11 protein-coding genes are annotated in these 20192 nt (G+C 30.0%); 1 reads left to right on the forward strand and 10 read right to left on the reverse strand.

The features are described from left to right. Positions 1-115: 115 nt before the first annotated feature. Positions 116-6052 carry a S8 family serine peptidase gene (locus H9660_RS10075; protein ID WP_191750254.1) on the reverse strand — a complete coding sequence of 1979 codons (5937 nt, stop codon included), beginning with the start codon at positions 6050-6052 and terminating at the stop codon, positions 116-118. Positions 6053-6255: 203 nt separating this feature from the next. Here H9660_RS10075 and H9660_RS10080 point away from each other — a divergent pair, with 203 nt between their 5' ends. Further along, positions 6256-7335 carry an ArsR/SmtB family transcription factor gene (locus tag H9660_RS10080; RefSeq protein ID WP_191750255.1) on the forward strand — a complete coding sequence of 360 codons (1080 nt, stop codon included), beginning with the start codon at positions 6256-6258 and terminating at the stop codon, positions 7333-7335. Positions 7336-7392: 57 nt separating this feature from the next. Here H9660_RS10080 and H9660_RS10085 read toward each other — a convergent pair whose 3' ends face one another. The 9 genes from H9660_RS10085 to H9660_RS10125 form a co-directional block, all read right to left on the reverse strand. After that, positions 7393-12696, reverse strand: coding sequence for a discoidin domain-containing protein (locus H9660_RS10085; protein WP_191750256.1), 5304 nt, complete (start codon positions 12694-12696; stop codon positions 7393-7395). A gap of 215 nt (positions 12697-12911) precedes the next feature. Further along, positions 12912-13253: a hypothetical protein gene (locus tag H9660_RS10090; RefSeq protein WP_191750257.1), complete on the reverse strand. Its 342-nt coding sequence runs from the start codon at positions 13251-13253 to the stop codon at positions 12912-12914. Positions 13254-13409: 156 nt separating this feature from the next. After that, complete coding sequence (locus tag H9660_RS16330) at positions 13410-13655, reverse strand: immunoglobulin-like domain-containing protein (RefSeq protein ID WP_191750258.1); 246 nt, start codon at positions 13653-13655, stop codon at positions 13410-13412. A gap of 252 nt (positions 13656-13907) precedes the next feature. Beyond that, the gene (locus H9660_RS10100; RefSeq protein ID WP_191750259.1) at positions 13908-14228 is read right to left on the reverse strand and encodes a PTS lactose/cellobiose transporter subunit IIA; all 321 of its coding nucleotides are present in this window, start codon (positions 14226-14228) and stop codon (positions 13908-13910) included. A gap of 32 nt (positions 14229-14260) precedes the next feature. Further along, on the reverse strand, positions 14261-14578 hold the full coding sequence (locus tag H9660_RS10105; protein ID WP_191750260.1) for a PTS sugar transporter subunit IIB: 318 nt from the start codon (positions 14576-14578) through the stop codon (positions 14261-14263). 122 nt (positions 14579-14700) lie between these two features. Further along, entirely contained in the window at positions 14701-15600 is a 900-nt protein-coding gene (locus tag H9660_RS10110; RefSeq protein ID WP_191750261.1) for a DUF7916 family protein, read from the reverse strand. 46 nt (positions 15601-15646) lie between these two features. Continuing rightward, positions 15647-16489, reverse strand: coding sequence for a PTS sugar transporter subunit IIC (locus H9660_RS10115; protein ID WP_341479589.1), 843 nt, complete (start codon positions 16487-16489; stop codon positions 15647-15649). Positions 16490-16684: 195 nt separating this feature from the next. Continuing rightward, a complete protein-coding gene (locus tag H9660_RS10120; RefSeq protein WP_191750262.1) occupies positions 16685-18466 on the reverse strand; it encodes a glycoside hydrolase family 35 protein in 1782 nt (593 codons plus the stop codon). Beyond that, a complete protein-coding gene (locus H9660_RS10125) occupies positions 18466-19818 on the reverse strand; it encodes a PTS sugar transporter subunit IIC (protein WP_191750263.1) in 1353 nt (450 codons plus the stop codon). The genes H9660_RS10120 and H9660_RS10125 overlap by 1 nt, the downstream gene beginning before the upstream one ends. Between the last annotated feature and the right edge of the window lie 374 nt (positions 19819-20192).

Here is a 20192-nt window from a genome sequence, read left to right on the forward strand (position 1 = left end):
AGAATATACTATCCAAAGTCATTTTATAATTTTCTATATAAAAAACTCGTAGCAAACATATTAATATTTACTACGAGCCTTCTTTTATTAATTATATATTAAGATAAGTGAAAAATTACTCCAACTTTCTCTTTTTACTTAACATAACTGCTGCTCCTAAGGAACATAATACTATACCAAGTAATAATAAATCTTTAGAATTTCTTCCACCTGTTTGTGGTAAATTATCATTGGAAGAACCTACTTGATTATCCACTCCCGAATTATTATTCGATGGTGAATCTACTTTATTTTGATTTCCATTTGTATCTTGATTTCCTGGTTTAGTTCCACCTGTACTTTGGTTACCTGATTGAGTTCCATCTGTACTTGGGTTTCCTGGCTCATCTTCATCTGGACCATGATTTCCTGATGATCCTCCTGAATTTCCATTAGAGTTTGAATCATCTGAATATAATTCATAAATAGCCTCTATAGTTATATTATCTTTAACGCCACCTTCTAACTTATTCCATTTACCAACATATCCATTTTTAATAGGAATTTCAGGATAATCCTTATCAGTTAAAACTTCATCATATTCTTTAACTATAGTTCCAACTACCTTTCCCTCAACACTAAAAGTAACTGTATAACTATTTATAGAATACTTTGCTGTTATTGTAATATTTTCTTTTACATTGTTAAAATCAATATCCCATCCGTCAAAAGTATATCCTTCTCTTTCTGGATTAACTGGTGGTGTAGCACTATTTCCTTCTTCTACTATTTCCTCTTTTAAAACAGTACCATTATAATCTTTAAATGTAACTGTATATTTTTCAATTGCTTTTGAAACATGAACAATACAGTAACTATATATCTTATTATTAGTCATTGATTCAATCTTTATATAAGCATATCCTTCAGAAACTCCAGTAATTGTTCCATCTTCTGAAACTGTTGCTACTGATGGATTAAAACTCTTCCAAGTTAATTCTGTATCTTTTTCCAATGTAGGTTCTGGTGAAAGCTTTGCTATTAGATTTGCTGTTTCTCCAACTTTAACTTCAATATTATTTGTATCTAGAGTTAATTTATCTGCTAAAATCGCTTCAGATACTACTGCAAAGTTTACAGAATACTTTCCATCCTTAGTAGTAGCTTTAATATAACTAACCCCTGGCTCAGATGGAGTATATATGCCCGCTTCAATTTTATTTCCTTTTAAATCCGCTTCTCCAACTTCAAATTCGCCATTTCCACTTACAACGCTCCAATCAAATGGTCCAAACATTCCATCTGGTTTTGTATACACAGTATCTGATACAACTCCAGCAATAGCACCTTTACTTTCAATTCCATCGGCTACTATAAGAAGTTTATTTTCAGCGCCTGTTGGTGCATATTTAACATTTATTTCTCCTGTATTTGAATCATATGTGTAGGTAGTATGATTTGGATAATTTTGAATTTCATATTTATATCCATCTGCATAAACAATATAAAGATGAACTTTTTCTGGCAATGCATAATCTGCTTCATTTACTAATTTAGCATTATAACTTCCTCCTATACTGAAGAAATCCGCTCCATCAAGTTTAAGACCTTTAAGTTCAGTTTGCACATCACCTATTTGATGTAAGGTTGATTGTTTATACTTAGCCATAAGTTTAGCTGATTCACCTTGTTTTACATAAATTGCTTGATCATTATAATTTTCCCCTGAAATTATATCATCTTCTGAGCTAGTCTTATAAATTTGATCCCAATCTATATCCATTGTTCTCTTTACATCACCTAATGTAACAGTTAATACAGCGCGTCCTTTTGGAAGTATATCTTCTGATGAATTTAATGTAAGATATAAAAATCCTGAAAGTCCATCACTAGAGTATTTACCTACAGTAATAAGACCTGCTCCATAATCATTTGCATAATCTTCATCCTCTGAAACTTCCCAACTTATATTATCTAACTTAACATTAGCAGGTTTAAGATTATTTACCTTAACAACTAATTGTCCATCTACTTTTAAGCCTGAAAAACTATCTATAGAAAGATCAAAGCTTTCAACTTTAGTATTAACCTCTTCTACTGCTACAACACAAATAGCAGAATCTGTTCCATCTGAAACTGTAATAATTGTTTGCCCAGCTGAAACTGCAATAACATGTCCATATTCATCAACAGTTGCAACTTCTGGATTACTTGATATACGAGTTATATTAGAATTTGAATTTTCAGTATTATTATTAACACTTAAATCAAACTCCTCCCCCGGATGCAATAATGCAGATGTTTGAGATAAAACAATTCCTTCTGAAGCATTAACTCTTATAGCATAGCTTCTATCATTTGCTCCATAATCACCACATGAAATTAATACATTTCCATTCCATTCATAATTGTAATAATTATTTTCACCTTCAAATGACTCCTTATTATGAACATATTCTGTTACATCCACAATAAATTCGTGTTCTTTAACTTCTGCATCGTAAATATCTTCCTTATAAAATGGATTATTTCTATCAAGTCCTACTTCAGAGTAATTAGGATCACCCTTCTCATCTTTATAGGTACGTGTTACATAAGGTGTAACTTCAATAGATGCAATTGAGCCATCATCATATACTGTACCTTTAATATATGTGCGTCCATCTTCTTGATATACTTTAATAGCATTATTTTTAAGTTTTGGAGCAACTGTATCTATAGTAACTGGGAATGAAATAATATCTCCAGTCATATCCATATTATGATTATTAAACTTTGGTTCTTTTTCTCCTGGAATTATAGAATCAAAAGCTGTAACATTTCTACCTTCTTCTTCACTATATACCTTATCACCATAATCCCCTTCACTATAAGCTGTAATAGTATAAGTACATTTTGTTCCACTAGGTAGTACATTTCCCTCCTTATCAGTTCCATTCCAAGTTGGAAATGTTCCATAAACACTAAATGGTATTGGAGCACCTATACTAGAGTTATAAAGACTCTTTGATGCATAAGATGTCCATTCTCTCATATAGACTTCACCAGTTATTGAATTCTTAGCTTCAATAACTACAGCTTTTGCATCACGTAATTGATAAAGTATATAATCATCAATACGGTCAAAATACTCATCTCCATTAGGAGATAATGTTATATTTTCCTTTGTATACACCGTTTGATTCATTGTTGAACTTGGATCAAAAACATTTTGACCAAGATTGAAATATCCTATAATACCATAAATATCATTAATTTGTGTACTTCCAACTATATTAGTATTCCAAGTGGTCTCATTATTAAACACATTTTCTCCATCTTGTGGCTCATCTATCCAATTAGATGAATCAAATATTGGTGATTTAGTCCAATCACCATAAAATGATAACATTGGCATACCAATTTGAGGATTTTCTTCAGTTGTATCAGTTAAGATTACATATCCTTCTATATAAATTCCATTTGCAAATAAAGTATCTAGCTCTGATTTTTCTTCATTTGTCAATGAAACTTTTTGATTAAAGCTCGTACTTCCATTTTCTGATACATTAATTTCTCCTAATTGCACATTTTTTATAATAACCTCATCATTAGATATAACATTACGTTCTCCCCATTCACTTGTTATAGGAGATGTTTCCGGTCTCATTAATACCACTTCTACGTTATATTTTAATGATTCGCTAGAAATATTATTTAATTTAAAGTTTATATTGTATTCTCCATTTTTATTTGGATCATCACCTAGTTCCAACTTACCAACACTCTCTCCATCAACTGTTATATAAGCAGGTGTTGAAATTGCTGATGATGCACTTACAATACCAGCCCCCTGTTGACGAGGTGAATAATATACTCCATTTTTATTTTTTTGAGGAATAGCAGTACTAACTAATAATTTGCTAACAATATCTCCAACATTTTCATTTGTAATCCCTTGTTTAATTGCATATTGACGAACAAGAGCACCAATTCCAGACATATGAGGAGCTGACATAGATGTACCACTCATCATATTATAACTTCCAATATATCCATCATTACTTGCATTAACTCTATCAAGTACAGAAGACCATATATTCCCTCCTGGTGCTGTAATTTCAGGCTTTAATTCAAGACCTGGTCCCGCTCCCCATGAAGTAAATGAAGACATTTCTCCTGCTGTAACATTATCAATTGTTTCATCATCCTTTGAAACTTTTATCTTAACATCATATCCATTTTCTATTGCTTTAACTAATTCAGAACCATCTTTTCCTGAAATAAAAGCAGAATCAAGAGTAGTTCCTGTAACACTCATACTTATTAATTCTGTGCTTTCAGAATTGTTATCATAAATTATAACTCCTAAAACACCGTAACGCTCATTTCTAGAATTTACTCCTGAGAAAGATATTGCATTATTAATTTTACTTGCAAAAGATATTTCTCCACGCTTTACTAAAGCAAGTCCAGTTTTCCCATTATTATATCCATTATTAAATCCAGCAGCATAGTAATCATTATATTCCCCAAAACCACCTACTGAATATATTGGATATTCCTTATCTGAAAAATCTGCCTTCATAAGACCAGCCCAAGGATCTTTAAAATAAACCTTATGCTCAACATTTTTATCATCATACCACGAAAAATAAGCTTGTACACTGATAGTATTATCTATAGATGCTACAGCAAGATTGCTCTCATATACAGCTGGAGACGAAATCATAGATTCATCAGGATTATCTGTTGAGTTACTACTACCATAATTATTATTTGTAGATGACTTTTCACTATTTCCAGCAGAAGTCATAAGTACAATTCCTGATTTATTAAGACGTTCATAAAGATCGTTTTGAACTGTATCATCACTTGCAAAACCATTATCTGAACCAAGACTTAAATTAACTATATCCGCTCCTAATTTTAAAGAATCTTCAAGAGCATTTATAATAACACTTTCCATTGCTCCACCACCAGCATCTGGAAACACCTTCATAGCTAATAACTGTGCATCAGGTGCAACTCCTGAAAATTTAACTTCTCCTTCATCAGTACTTACAAAACCTGCAATAGTACCACTAACATGTGTACCATGATCACTCTCTGCTGGCCATACATTTAAATCTCCATCTGCATAATCACATGCATATGGTACTTTTAAATTTTTATAAAGAGCATTCTTATCATAAGTTATTTGATTTCCACTCGCACCCGTAGTAGATTTAAGTTGATTATCTACTAAAAATTCTTTTAGACTATCAGTAGTATAACGTAAGCTCCAGTCATCATTTCCATCTGTTGGATTTCCATTTTTAAAAGAATCATTTGTAAATGCTTCATGGACACGGACAACTTCTGAATTCCAATCCATTTTTAAATCTAGTCCAGTATCAAGAACTGCAACCAGCATTCCTTTACCTGTATAACCTTCTCCCCAAACCTTTTCAATTCCTACCATATCATAGCTATAAGAGTAATTTTCCTTACCATCTTCAACTACAGAATTTTCAATAGGATCTGGTCTATCATAAACATGTTCAACATAAGCTCTCTTAATTCCATCTATCTTACTTATTTCATTAATAAGACCATATGGCACTTTAATAGCTATAGCATTTACTATATTAGACCACTTATTTACAACTTCAAATCCATCATTAGATAATTTAGCTATATCACTATTTTCATTAGTTAAATTAGATATTTTTGAAATTATATTTTGTTGATTATTAATTATTTCATTAGAAATAATCTTTGCATCTTCTGAAGATAAAAAATCTGATACAGATTCTCCTGCTGAAGTATCAATATCTATAGAGTAATTGCTTGTTCCATAATACTCCATAACAGGAGCATCTTCCATTTCCACAATAGCTGTAACTATCTCATCGTCCCCATAGATAGCATCTATTTGTGATTCATTTGGCTTAGTTTTTAAATCATCAAGTCTCGGAGTTCCTTCAACCTCTATAGCAGTAATATCAGATTCTTTACTTTCTCTAATATCTGCCTTAGGGTTGCTTGTAATCATTCCAAATAACATAAAAATTGTAATAACTCCTGAAAAATAACGTTTCATTTTTTTCATGCCTTTTCCCCCTTTTTATTTAATTATTTTATATACAACAAATATCTAACACGATGTTCTATATATATATTATAATAATACTTTATACCAGTTCATGTCAATAAAATACATTTAATACTTTTGTTTCCACATTTAACTTGACAAAAAATTTATTATATGGAATACTCAAAACGATTACTTGTATTAAGGAAGGATTTGACATAATGGATTATATTGATACCCCAAATATGTTACTTGAAGCCATTGCTTACCTTTGCAGAAAAGCATCAGGTAATACTTTAGATCAGCTAGATAAAAAAATAAAAGAAAAAAAATTAGAATATAATGACTCATTTAAAAAAACATTTTCTAAATTAAAAAATTTTAATAATCTCATAGATAAAAATATTAATATTAGTAATGAAATATTAAACAAGTTTTTTAGTAATATAGAAGGTTTTTCTTTTAATACAATAGGATCAACCTCTATTGCATTCCTACTTTTATACAATGCTTTAGAAGAATTTAATGAAGACATTGATATCCTAATTAATAATATAAAAACCTTATCCCATGATAAAATTGCATATAATATTACTGAAGCTCTAGATATATCTGATAATTATAGTCATGACGAATCTATAACCGAGAGTGACTTTATTGATATTATCTTATCACTTTCTATTCCAGCTGAAAGCAAAATAATAATTTTAGATACCTATAGAAATTACGAAAAATTTTTAGATGAAATTTCAATACCTTTAAAAAAAGTTATTACTATTTTAAATAAAGAAAAAAATAATTTTATAGATATACTATCTCCCTTTAATATCTATATTTCAAATATTGGATGTGAAAGTTTCTTTAAAAAGATTTCAAAATTAAAGCCTTTAGATACAGTAAACTACTATCTAAGACCTTTCATTTTTGGTATGGATACTACTCTTACTTCAAATAAAACTACAGATATTGTTCATATCTATTGTGGAATATTACGCAAAGATCTTTTAGAAATGTTAAATAAAGAAATTTCATATGTAGATGATGTTTATAAAGCATATAATTTACTTGGAGATCGAACAAGATTTGATATTTTATGTTATATAAGAAAAAATAAAGCCTATGGTGTTGAATTATCAAATCACTTTAATCTTTCTAGAAATACTATTCATCATCATATGAGCAAACTTATAAATTCAGGACTTATAACTTGTACTACAGATGGAAAAAGAGTTTACTATTCTCTTGATACCGATGCTTTTGAAAAATTAATCGTAAATCAAAAGAAACTTTTTTTACAATAAAAAAGGCTCATAGTAATTATTATTTTTTACTATGAGCCTTTATATTAGACTTAAAAACTATTCTATTTTTCTTTTTTTACTTAACATAACTGCTGCTCCTAAGGAACATAATACTATACCAAGTAATAATAAATCTTTAGAATCTCTTCCACCTGTTTGCGGTAAATTACCATTATTCCCCTTGTTGCTTTCATTATTAATACTTTCGTTGCCACCATTAGTGCTATTATCTGTTTCATTCTTAGATTCACTATCATTTTCTGTAGTATCATCAGTAACATCATCACTTGCAGCCCCATCATCTTTTGCTATAAGATTATCTAAAGCTGTATTTAATAATCTTGCTACCTCATTTATTTCTTCCTGAGTTGCCTCTTCATTAATAAATACTTCGTTAGCTCTTGCTAATTTAGTTTTTACCTCTTGAGCACTTTCATCTGTATATTTTGATAGGTCTATAGCCTTCGCTTTATTTATTAAATCTTCAAGTTTAGATTTATCTGGTATTAATCTTAAATCTAGATAAGTTTTTATTAATGTATTATATGCTGAATCTACTTCCTCTTGAGTTGCATATTCATTAGCTAAAATTTCTTTAGCTGTTTTTAATGCATTTTCAAATGGTGTCCAAGTTGATTCAATATATCCTTCCTTATCTATTTTTTCTAATTTATCTACTAACTTTTGAAGTGAATCTTTCTTAACTTGAACTTTAACTAAACCATCTATAGCTGCTTTTAATGCATCTAAAGTTTCATCTACTTCTTTTTGCATTGCATTTTCATCTGCAAGTACTGCATCTGCAATTGCTATAACTTCTTGTAAATTAGCCCAAGAATCAGCAGTATATCCCTTAGATACTAACTCTTTTGCTGAATTTACAAGTACTTGTAATGCTTCTTTATCTCCTTGCTTAAAGTCAAGCATCCAGATAGCACTAGCTAACCTCTTAAATGCTGCATCAACTTCTGTTTCTGTAGCATCTTCACTTTCATAAACAGCTTTAGCTTCTTCTAATGCATCATTAAACTCTTGTACTACAGCTGGTACTACATTCTCTAGTAAACCTTCTGCAACAATTTCATTAGCATAGTCTATAGCTATTTTTAAAGCTTTTTTATTTACTTCTGGGTTTGGATTTACTATTTCTTCATTAATAGTAACTGTTATACTTCCATTTACTATATCAATTATATTTCCCTCATCAGTAGAAAGTTGTCCATCAGTTATATTAAATACTACATTTTCACCTGTAGCTTTAGATTTAAATTCTAAATTAACTATATCTACATCATTTTCTATTGCAACTCCTTTAGTTGCAACAACTACAGTTACCACTCCATTATTGTCTGAAGAATTAACTATATATTTTGTATCATTTTCTGATGTAGCTCCAACAAATTCAAACTTATTTTTATCATAATCTACATTAAATTGCATTCCATACATATTTGTAGATGTTAAATCTTTAGTACCAACTTTAATATTTAACTTATCTCCAGCATTAATTTCAGCTAATGATGTAGATACTTTAAATCCAACTTCTTCTGTTGGCTCTGGAATAACCTCTTTAACTTTATGAACATTTAATTCAGAAGCTGATGCAAATCCACCTACACCTGCTTTTGCAATTAATCTTACATGTGTTACTTCAGAAGCTTCATCAAAATTAACTACTTTTAAAGTAGAATCTTGTGCCCAAGACCCTTCTGAAACTGTTGTAAAATCAGTTCCATTTGTACTTACTTGAAGCTCATACTTAGTAATTGTACCATTACCTCCATTACTTCTTGGAAGATATGAGAATTTGTTAATAGTATAAGCTTTTCCTAAATCTAAAGTAATACTTTGTGGCAATTTTACAGGAGTATTATAATTTGTATGCCAAATAGTTCCCGTATTTCCATCAATAGCAAAAGATGCTAATCCTTCTGTACCTACATTAGGATGCTCACTTGTTGCTGATGCTTTCATACTTTCTTGTGGTATTATTGTCTCATCTGCAATATTTACAGCAATATTATATACTTTTAAGGATTTTAATTCACCATTAAATGAATTTGTTTCACTTCCTACTCTTTCTAATGGGAATACAAATGTTCCATTGTCTCCAGATGAACTACCCTTACTAACTTCATCAACATATTCTCCATTAACATAAAGTTCTGTCTTTGTCATTTTTCCTATTATTGTTATATCTACCCATTCTCCTTTAGGTAGTTCATAATCAAATGAGTAATCATAGAATTCTCTTGAGAAACCTACTTTTCCAGTATCTTTTTGAACTGCTTTAAAGGAACCCTTCTCAGATTCAAAAAGAACTTGTTCTTCATTATTACTATTTTCATCACGTTTTACACTAAATGAAACTGTATAATTTGGTCCTATATTTTCTATAGCACTTTGTAAATAACTATTATCATCATTTAATTTTAATACTCCATTTTTTACAGTAGCATTATTAAGAGCTACTGAATTATATCCATTTCCTGAATTATCAGGTACTGTATCATTTGAAGTAGCTTTAAAATTATATTCTAAAACCTTTTCTGTTTCAGATTCTACTTTATATCTTGGATTAGAATTTGGAGCATTTGATACCTTAGCTGCAACTTCTTTAAATTCAGCATAACTCTTATCCTCTGCTACTCCCCACATCTTTTCTGATACAGCTTGAACAGCAGGTAATACTCTATCATAAATATCTAATTCAACTATACCATTAGCTTTTTTGTCAATCATATCATTCCAAACTGCAAACATTCCTCCACGCATTTGTGGTGAACCTGCTGGAATTACATCTCCATTTCCAAATTTACTAACTTCATAATTATTATATATATAACTTGTATTTAAATAGTCATAATAATATCCTGCATCTGGAACTATATATAACTTTCCATCTTCAGTATTAATTAAATCATAACCTAAATTAAACATATCTGAAGGATCTGCCCATCCATTATTCCAAATATTCATTTCTACACCTTCAGATGTTACAGGAGTTTTACCTATTTTCTGAGAAAGGCTTCCCCAAACTCTTACTGTTCTACCCTTTACATCTCTTATATATTTAAGCATTTCATCTGTATAAGCTCTATATTCCTCTGCACTTCCATAGAACTCATCTGATCCTATATGAACTGTAGTATCTCTAAATACTGGATTTTCTCCATCTGTATATTCACTAAATATTCCTTTTATATAATCAACTACTTCTGGGTTTGTAACATCTAACATTGCTGCATTTTCTCCAACACCTTTATTAGCACCTTTTCCATAAGCATACTCTGGATGAGCTTTCATAAATGATAAGGCATGTGCTGGACTTTCAATTTCTGGTACTATGTTGACACCATATAACTTAGAGTCATCAATAAATTGTCCAAATTCTTCCTTAGTATATGATAAATCTGTAGATGTTAGTGGAACACCATTTTCTCCTACATCATTTGATTCTAATCTAAATCCTGCATAAGCTTCTTTTATTGCATTTGCACCATATTGAGTAACCCAAATATAGTTATCATTTAAATGAACTTGGAAATCATTCATTTTATACCAAGACATAAGCTTTGTGATATCATATAAGAAGTCTAATGAAATAGGTTTTCTTCCCACATCTAACATGAATCCTCTTATATCTGATAATGGATAATCTCTTGTAATTCCTTGTGGAATAGTTGTTCCATTTTGCTTTAATATTTGTAATATTGTTCTTGTTGAAAGAAATGCTGCGTCTGCTTCATTAGACTCAACCTTAACAAAATCACCAATCTCCATATAATATCCTTCAGTTCTAAGTTCTGGACGTTTATCATTCAATTCAAAGTAGAAATCACCTTTTTTTGGTGAGTCTGAAACTACTACTTCTATTTCTTTACCAACTATATCTTTATAGTCTTCTGAAAAAACATTCATATATTCACTTAATTCAGCTTCTGAAGAAGGTGAAATAACTATTCTTGATCCATTATTAATTTCAAAGTTACCACTTCCCCCTAACCATTCTCTAAGTTCTGGGATAACAGTTGGCACTTCATTACCTGTAACTTCATTTAATCCAGGTACTAATACTTCTATATCTGGAGTATATGCCTCTTCATTTCCTTTAGTTATTTTAAAATTAACACGAATAGTTTTATCTACTAATGGTCTATATATTTCCCTATCAGCTCCGATAACTTCTTCATAATCAGCTCCAACAAATGAAATTTCATATCCTTCTGCTACAGATGGCATTGGCAATTCTTCATCTTCAAGAGTAAGACTCCTAACATTTATAGAATTTGCAATTTCATCTAACCCCTGTGGAATTCCACCATTATATATCTCAATTTCATATATAGATACATTATTCCAAGTAACTCCATCAGCAGTTGCATTATGCTTACCAATAAAAACTCTTACATATCTAGTAGCAACAGCTTCCTCTAAATTAATCTCTTGTCTATTTTGTGTTGGCGCTGATGTTGCTATATATACATCAGTCCAATTGCTATTATCATCAGAAGTTTGTAACTTATATTCTGTAGCATTTTTTCTTTCCCATTCAATAACTACATTTTCTATTTGAGTTTTATCACCTAAATCAACTGTAATCCATTGTTCAGCTGATGATATAGCACTTGCCCATCTAGAAGCCTTTGCATTTGAACCATCTACTGCTTTATCAGCTGTTAATGTGTTAGTTTCATTACTTGATGAAGTTGCAGTTTTACTCAATGCAACATTCTCTCCAACTGATGGCACTATAACTGCTGGTTCTTCTGGTTCTACCGGCTCTACTGGTTGTTCTACTTCATTATTATATATTTCAACTTCATATATTGCTACCGTACTCCAATTAATATTACTACCTTCTTGTGTTGGAGAATAATCTTCTATAGTTATTTTTACATATCTAGCTTTTTGTGAATTTACATTTAAACTTTCTCTAAATTCATTTTTATTTGAGCTAGTATAAATAGAAGTCCAAGTAGAGTTATCATCTGATACTTCTATTTTATATGAATTTACATTTCTTCTTTCCCACTCAATTACAACTTCATCAAAACTTTTAACGTCTTGTAAATCAATTGTAATCCATGGTTTAACTGCATTAACAGCAGATGCCCATCTTGAGATTCCACCTTTATTAATATCTTCTGGTCTATCTATAGTTCCATCAGTGACTTTATCTCCTGTAAACTTTGTTCCTGCCTCATACCCAGATTCAGTAACATTTTTTCCTAATGCTAAATTTTCTTTTTCTACTTCTGTATTTTCTACTGCTCTTACTGGAACAAATGAAAATAACATAGTAAAAGTTACAAATAGCGGTAATATTCTCTTTAAAATATTACCCTTCCCATTTCTCATAAATTTCTTCCCCCTTAATCTTTTATACTTAATATAAGTTACATATAAACTTTACCATTTATTTACTATTTTGTAAACGATGTTCTATATATAAAAATAACTCATAGTAAGTACTTAAAGTACTCACTATGAGTTTTTAAATCTAAATTTGTATAAATTATCTCTGAGCTTCTTTATCTAGTCGTATTTTACGCTTACACTCATCGTATTTTTATTTATTTTCTTTTTCTTCTTTTTAATAGCATTACTATAGAAATTGATAATGCAGCTACTATTCCTATAATAATTGATATTATACCTGCTATTGAATTTTGTTTATTCGACATATCAGACTCTGTTTGTGATGATTCATTTTTATCAGTATTATTTTCTGAAGTAATTTTATCATCATTAGTTTCAGAGCTATCCTGTTTTACTTCTACCTCTGGCTTAGCCGAATTTCCTAGCATCTCTTCAGCTTCTGTTTTTTCAGTAGTTACTTGAATTTGAATATTTTCTGATACTTGTGGAACTTCTGTTTTAACAGTATTTTCTGTGCTTTGACTTTCTTGACTCACAGAAACATTTGGTACATTTGGAACTTCTGGAGTTGAAGGATTTTCCGGAGTAACTGGTTTTTGCTCAGGTTCTACCGGAACCTCTGGCTCTACAGGCTTTTCTTGTTCAACTGGTTTTTCAGGCTCTACTGGATTCTCAGGTTCTATTTGATTTTGTTATTCATTAACTTTTACTTTTCTTATTATAGTTGTAGTATTACCATCATTATCAGTTACTGAATATGTTATTTCATATTCTCCTGAAACATTTGTATTAACTTCTCCTGTTATAACTATTTTATCTGTTAAATCCAAATCTTCATAATCCATTGCTACTACATCTTTTCTAGCATCAAAGTTTGATCCAAATTCTATTTCTATATCATCTGCACCAATTATTACAGGTTTTTCGTTACTAAGCACAGTAACAGATATAGTTTTAATAGTTTCTAATCCTTGCTTATCTGCTACTGGTGGAGTTGGTTTATTTATATCTTCATCCCCTCCAATATCATCACTCTGTCCTTTAACAGTTACTAAAAATGAATCAGTAAATTGACCATAATATACTTTAACTGTTTTTTCGCCAATTACTGATGAATCAAATATAAAAAAATTTCACTAGATATTTAACAACAGTAAAATTATTTAAGTACAAATATAATATTATATTATCTATTTTTCACTAATTCTTTTATAAACATCTATAACTTCTTTTGCTAAGTCTGTGAATGCCATCGAAGTCATTAAGTGATCTTGTCCATGTACCATTAATAATGAAACTTTTGTATGATTACCTTGAGCCTCTTGAGTTAACATCCCTGTTTGAGAATGATGAGCCTTTGTTAATGAAGCTTCTGCAGCTTTAATTTTCTCCTCAGCTAATTCAAAATCTCCAGCTTTAGCAGCTTGAATAGCTTCCATAGCATTACTTTTAGCATCTCCACCATACATAATTAATTCCATAATTACTTCTAAGTTCTCTTGTTCTTCCATAATAACACCTCTTTTAAGCAATTGAATCCTAACTAATTATTCATTAATTTAAGAGCTTGACTTAATACTTTCTCTCCATTCATCATACCGTAATCTGTCATTTGTATTACATCTAGCGCAATACCTAATGGTGCAACTTTTTTCTCAAATTGTGCTTTCATAAAACGTACTTGTGGTCCTAAAAGTAATACATCTACTTTCTTATCAGCTAAATATGTCTCTGCCTCTCCAGCTGAAACAGCAAATATATCTGCCTCAATCCCTTTTTCTTCAGCTGACTTTTGCATTTTAGATACCATTAAACTTGTGCTCATTCCTGCAGCACATACTAACATAATCGTTTTTTTCATCTCTTATACACCCTTTCTCATACTCTTTTTAATAAATATCTATAATTCTAGTACTATAGGAAGGTCAGTTAAATTTTAATCTAACCTTCCATTTTTAAATAATATTCTATCTTATTAAGTAATTAACGATTTATTGAACGTGCAATCATTGATACAGTGTGACGAACCCCACGAATTGCCTTACTCATGGCAAAAATATTCTCAAAAGGTGCAACCCCACCATAGCCTGCATCACCGATATGTTGAATATCTACTCCACAGATTTTATTTCTTATTGCAATTTGTTTAATGGTATCTTCATCAGAACTTTCCTGACTTGTACCTATTGCAGTTAATACAAGTGCTCCATTCTCATGTGCTACTTTAACCACTTCTTTTAGTTCCGAATCGTCAAAACCTGGAACTGTTCCAACTGCAGGAACTAAAATAATATCTGCACCGGCTTCAATAAAACTTTTTACTGCTTTTAGATCTGCAACTGGCTCATTAACACCAGCTCCATGCATCTTACCTGCAATTATTAATCCTGAAAAATTATCCTTTGCTAAACGAATTGTCTTTTCTATTTGTGAATTAGTTACTCCTGTACCAGGATTACCAGTAAAGCATACAAAATCCATACCAATTCTTTCAATTTCTTTAATTGTTTCAAGGTTAGCTTGTCTACCTTTGCTGATAGTTAAAATATCTTCTGCCATATCTGCATCTAAATCTACAGGTTCTAAATTTACACCTATTGGTCGTCCTACTAAACGATGTAGTTCATCAACAAAATTTCCTTCTTTTACATCTAATCCAAAAATATATGGATTTAAGACATCTACACAATTAAGAAGAATTAGATCAGCTCCAAAAGCTCTGGCAATCTCAGAATTCGTAATATCGCCAATAAATGATTCTCTTGTTGCCACATTCTCCGAAAGAATAGTTCTTCCTTCACTTGCTTTAATACTTTGTTTTAACTCTGCTGCGGTCATTTTTAATATCTCCGAAGCATTTGCACTAATTAATCTCTTACCCATAACTACTCCTCCAAAAATTTCTTTTATATTAAATATATAATTTTATTTATCCAACTATACTATTCTCAACTTCATTCTCTTCTATTGATTCTAAAGCTAAATTTTGCTTTTCAACTGCTTTATAGAAGAACCAATAAATTGCTACGTCTACAAGTATACATACTAATTGTAATACGGCTCCACTTATATGATTTCCAGTTGTAAGGAATCCACTAAGAATTGGTGGCATTGTCCACGAAACTGTTATGCCTGTAGTTCTTGCAACTAACCCTAAAGCCATTGCTGAATATGATATTACCGCATTTGCTATTGGTGCTAAAATAAATGGTATTATTAATGAAACATTCATTACTATTGGTAAACCAAACATAGCAGGTTCATTAATATTAAATATCCCTGGTGTTAAAGTTAACGGTGCCATAGCTTTAGTCACTTTACTTGCTTTCTTACGTCTAGCAATAATTGCAATAACAATTACTAATCCAATTGTGGCTCCACCACCACCCATATATACGAAATTATCTATAAATGGTAGTGTAATAATATTTGGTAAATGAGCTGCACTATCAGCTTGGAATAATAAACGGTTTGCATCTGAATTCATTAACCAAATAGGTTGAAGAATACTGTTTACAACGTTTCCACCATGGATACCAACGAACCAGAATAAACTATTTAATAGAATTGCAATAATTGTTCCAAATATGTTATTACCAAGTAATCCCAAAGTTTCTCCTAGAACTATCATCATTATGTCATGAATATTACCAATATTCATCTTATCAAGAACCGCAAAAACAACTAACCATAAAGTTATAATAGCTGCCCCTGGAATTAAAGCACTAAAACTTTTAGCAACTGCTGGAGGAACTGTCTCTGGTAACTTAATTTAAATATCACGTTTAATAAACCAATTAAAAATCAAAGCAGAAATTCTTCAAGAATTTCATTTAGTTTTTTTCATATTAACTTAACAGATTCTAATTAACTATATGGAATAATTTATATACCCATTTAAGTATTTAAAACATAGCAAAGAAAATATTTCTATTATATATGTTAAAACTTTAAGATTCATATTGAATCAGATATTAGAAAAAATAGGCTTATCATTAAATTCAAGTTTTTCAATTAAGATATTTTCAGTTTCAAATATTATAATCTCATTTTTCTTTTTAAGAAATCCAGATGGAAGATATAAATATTGTATAGGCCCCTTAGACCAATACCTTCCAATATTAAACCCATTTACAAATATACAGCCTTTCCCATATTTAGAGCAATCTATAAAAGTATCATAGATATTTTCTAATTCAACGTTAAAACGATAAAACATTGGTGTCTCTACTTTACTTACAATATTTTCTTCAAATTTAATTTTAGATATCATTTCTTTACTAAATGGTAATGGATATTGAATCCATCCACTTTGGAAATGATTATTTATCATTACCCCACCTTTTATTCCTTTTCTTTGAGTCGAAGAATTTAACTTATGTCCATAATTTACTCTTCCTAGATTTTCAACTAATATATCAACACTTATAGACTCATTTTTACTACTAAATTTAACTTCTTCTCCTATTTCTTCTTTATATTGAACTGCCATAAACTTTTCATCAATATATATATGACATCTATCCGAAGCATCAATAATTTTCAAATTTTCATCATGATGATAATTTTTAATTTTAGTTCTATATAATATATACCCATAGTTACAATCTAAATCTTCCATACTATGTGTATATATAGTATGTCTTTCTTCTGATATTTCAGAAATAATAGACATCAAGCTTACTGCTCCATCAACTTTATAACTACCAAGATTTTTTAATATTCTTTTTCTTGGATCTAATTGTTCTATATTAGGATAAAGTGATTTTATAACCTTCTGTAATTCATAATATTTATCTGTAGGATTACCCCATTCTGTTAATACAGCATCATAATCATAAGAGGTAACCTGTGGTAAATCATTATTTCCTCTTGCAGAACAACCATTCATAAAGCCAAAATTTGTTCCTCCTCTAAACATATAAAGATTTATACTTCCAACCTTAAGCATTTCCCTTACATCTTCAGCTAGATCAATGGCATCTCTACGAATAACTCCTTCTCCCCATCTATTAAACCATCCATCCCAATATTCCATACACATAAGAGGCCATTCTTTTCCATTTTCTGATATGAATTTTTTTAGAATTTGACAATTTTCCTTTGACTTTGAACCAAAGTTTCCAGCTACAAAAATATTCTCTTCAATTAATGAACCTGATTCTAAAGCCTCTATCCATGTACCATCAGAAGTAAATAATGGAACATCAATACCATTTTCTCTCATTATTGAAGCTATGATTTTTAAATATTCTTTTTCATTACCATATGACCCATATTCATTTTCAACTTGCATCATCAAAACTGGTCCATCTTTAGTTATTTGATATTTTATTAACCTAGACAATAATTCTTCATAATAATTACGAAGTTTATTAATAAATTTGGTATCTGAACTTCTAAGTTTTATTTCCTTATCTTTTAAGAGCCAAGCAGGAAGTCCTCCGAATTCCCACTCTGCACATATATACGGGCTAGGTCTTAAAATAACATATAGCCCTAAGTTTTTAGCAATCTCTAAAAATTTTTCTACATCATTAATTCCATGAAAATCGAATTTACCTTCATATGGCTCATGAACATTCCAAGGAATATAAGTCTCTACTGTATTAAAGCCTATAGCTTTTAAATTAAATAGAGTATCTTCCCACTGAGAAGGATTTATTCTAAAATAATGAACAGCTCCAGATAAAATTTTAAATTTACTATCATCTAGATAAAACTCTTCTCTTATTTCAAACTTAGCCATTAAACTATCTCCTTATCCGCCATTTTAACAAAAGGTAAGTAAACTAATATTGAAATTGCTAAAGTCACTAATGATAATACAATTGCTCTCCAGTCAAATCCTGTGGAGAAGAAACCATATAATACAGGTGGCATAACCCATGTAACATTTTGAGTAACTGGTGCTACCCATCCTAAACTTGTTGCCAAATAAGAAACTGCAGCCATTAATGAAGGTGATAATAAGAATGGTATAAATAAAATTGGATTCATTACTGTAGGAAGTCCATACATAACAGGTTCTCCTATATTAAATAAAACTGGAGCTATACCTAATTTTGCAACTTCTTTATAGTGACTATTTTTAGATTTCCAGAATATCGCTATTAATAATCCCAATGTTCCATACCATACAAAGGATCCATAAGATACACTTGTCCATAAATATGGAATTGGTTGATTATTTTGAAAAGCTTCCATATTAGCTAATAACGCCACACCAAATATCCCTTCCATAATCGGTGCCATAACATTTCCACCGTGAATACCAAAGAACCAGAATAATTGTGTCAAGAATGCAATAAGTACAACAGCTATGAAACTTTGTGATAAGCCTAGTAATGGAGTTTGAAGTACTTTATATATCCAATCAATTAATAATTGTCCAGTGATTTTATTAAATGCATATACAAAAATAGCTACAACATATAATGCAACAAAGCCAGGAATTATTGACATGAAAGGTTTTGCAATAGCTGGTGGTACTGCATCAGGTAACTTAATTGTCCAATTTTTATTCATCAACTTACTAAAGATAACACAAGCTATAAAACCAATAATAATTGCAGTAAAATAACCATTTGAATTAATTTGAGATCCAGGAATTATACCACTAACTGTAATAGAAAGATTATTTCCTTCAACAGCTACATCTTTAATACCTTTAAAAATCTCTGATAAAATTTGTCCATCTGAATTAGGTAGTTTAACACTTTTAGTAATAGAATTACTAATAGCTATGATAAAAGCTGAAAGAGCAACTATTCCTGATGATAAGGTGTCTGTCTTATAAATTTTAGCAACATTTACACCTAAAGAAAAAATAAATAATAAAGATACTATAGCTAAGCTTCCTTTAAATATTAAATTATTTATATCTACAATCCAACTAAATGTTTCTGGAATAGAAGTATTACCAAATTGTCCAGGTACATCTACTAAAAATGCGTTTAGTAAAAGTGCGATAGAACCGGTCATAACAACAGGCATAGTTCCTATAAAAGCATTTCTAAGAGCTATTAAGAATTTTTGATTACTTATTTTTGAAGCAATTGGCAATAAATATTTTTCAATAGATTCCATTAACTTATTCATTTTATATCTCCTCACTTTAATTTTTTATAATTCCAAATAAATGAAAATCATTTTTTTATTCTTTAATTAAGACAATTCTTAACTTACTTACAATATTTGTAATTTCAAATTATTACTTTTGTCCAACACTTTATTAAGAACATTATATAATTCTGAAAAATATCACAATTCTATTTAATCGTTTACTTTAAATCAATAACTTACTCTTATACTTATGTTTAATTTAGTTATTTAACATCAAGCTATAAAAAGAGAATTTATTTACAAAGACTTTTCCCAAACATTAATTACTTCTAAATTAAACATCTTTTCACCCCTCCTTTTCTTATAAATAATTATTTATCTAGCCAATATTCTTCTTAAAGCCTTAGAAT

Source organism: Clostridium gallinarum (assembly GCF_014836325.1).
GTDB lineage: Bacteria > Bacillota > Clostridia > Clostridiales > Clostridiaceae > Clostridium > Clostridium gallinarum.

Excerpts from the sequence above, each read along its gene's own strand:
- H9660_RS10080 (WP_191750255.1), top strand. The coding sequence starts at position 6,256 with ATGGATTATATTGATACCCCAAATATGTTACTTGAAGCCATTGCTTAC.
- H9660_RS10105 (WP_191750260.1), bottom strand. The coding sequence starts at position 14,578 with ATGAAAAAAACGATTATGTTAGTATGTGCTGCAGGAATGAGCACAAGT.
- H9660_RS10100 (WP_191750259.1), bottom strand. The coding sequence starts at position 14,228 with ATGGAAGAACAAGAGAACTTAGAAGTAATTATGGAATTAATTATGTAT.
- H9660_RS10110 (WP_191750261.1), bottom strand. The coding sequence starts at position 15,600 with ATGGGTAAGAGATTAATTAGTGCAAATGCTTCGGAGATATTAAAAATG.
- H9660_RS10075 (WP_191750254.1), bottom strand. The coding sequence starts at position 6,052 with ATGAAAAAAATGAAACGTTATTTTTCAGGAGTTATTACAATTTTTATG.
- H9660_RS10085 (WP_191750256.1), bottom strand. The coding sequence starts at position 12,696 with ATGAGAAATGGGAAGGGTAATATTTTAAAGAGAATATTACCGCTATTT.
- H9660_RS10120 (WP_191750262.1), bottom strand. The coding sequence starts at position 18,466 with ATGGCTAAGTTTGAAATAAGAGAAGAGTTTTATCTAGATGATAGTAAA.
- H9660_RS10125 (WP_191750263.1), bottom strand. The coding sequence starts at position 19,818 with ATGAATAAGTTAATGGAATCTATTGAAAAATATTTATTGCCAATTGCT.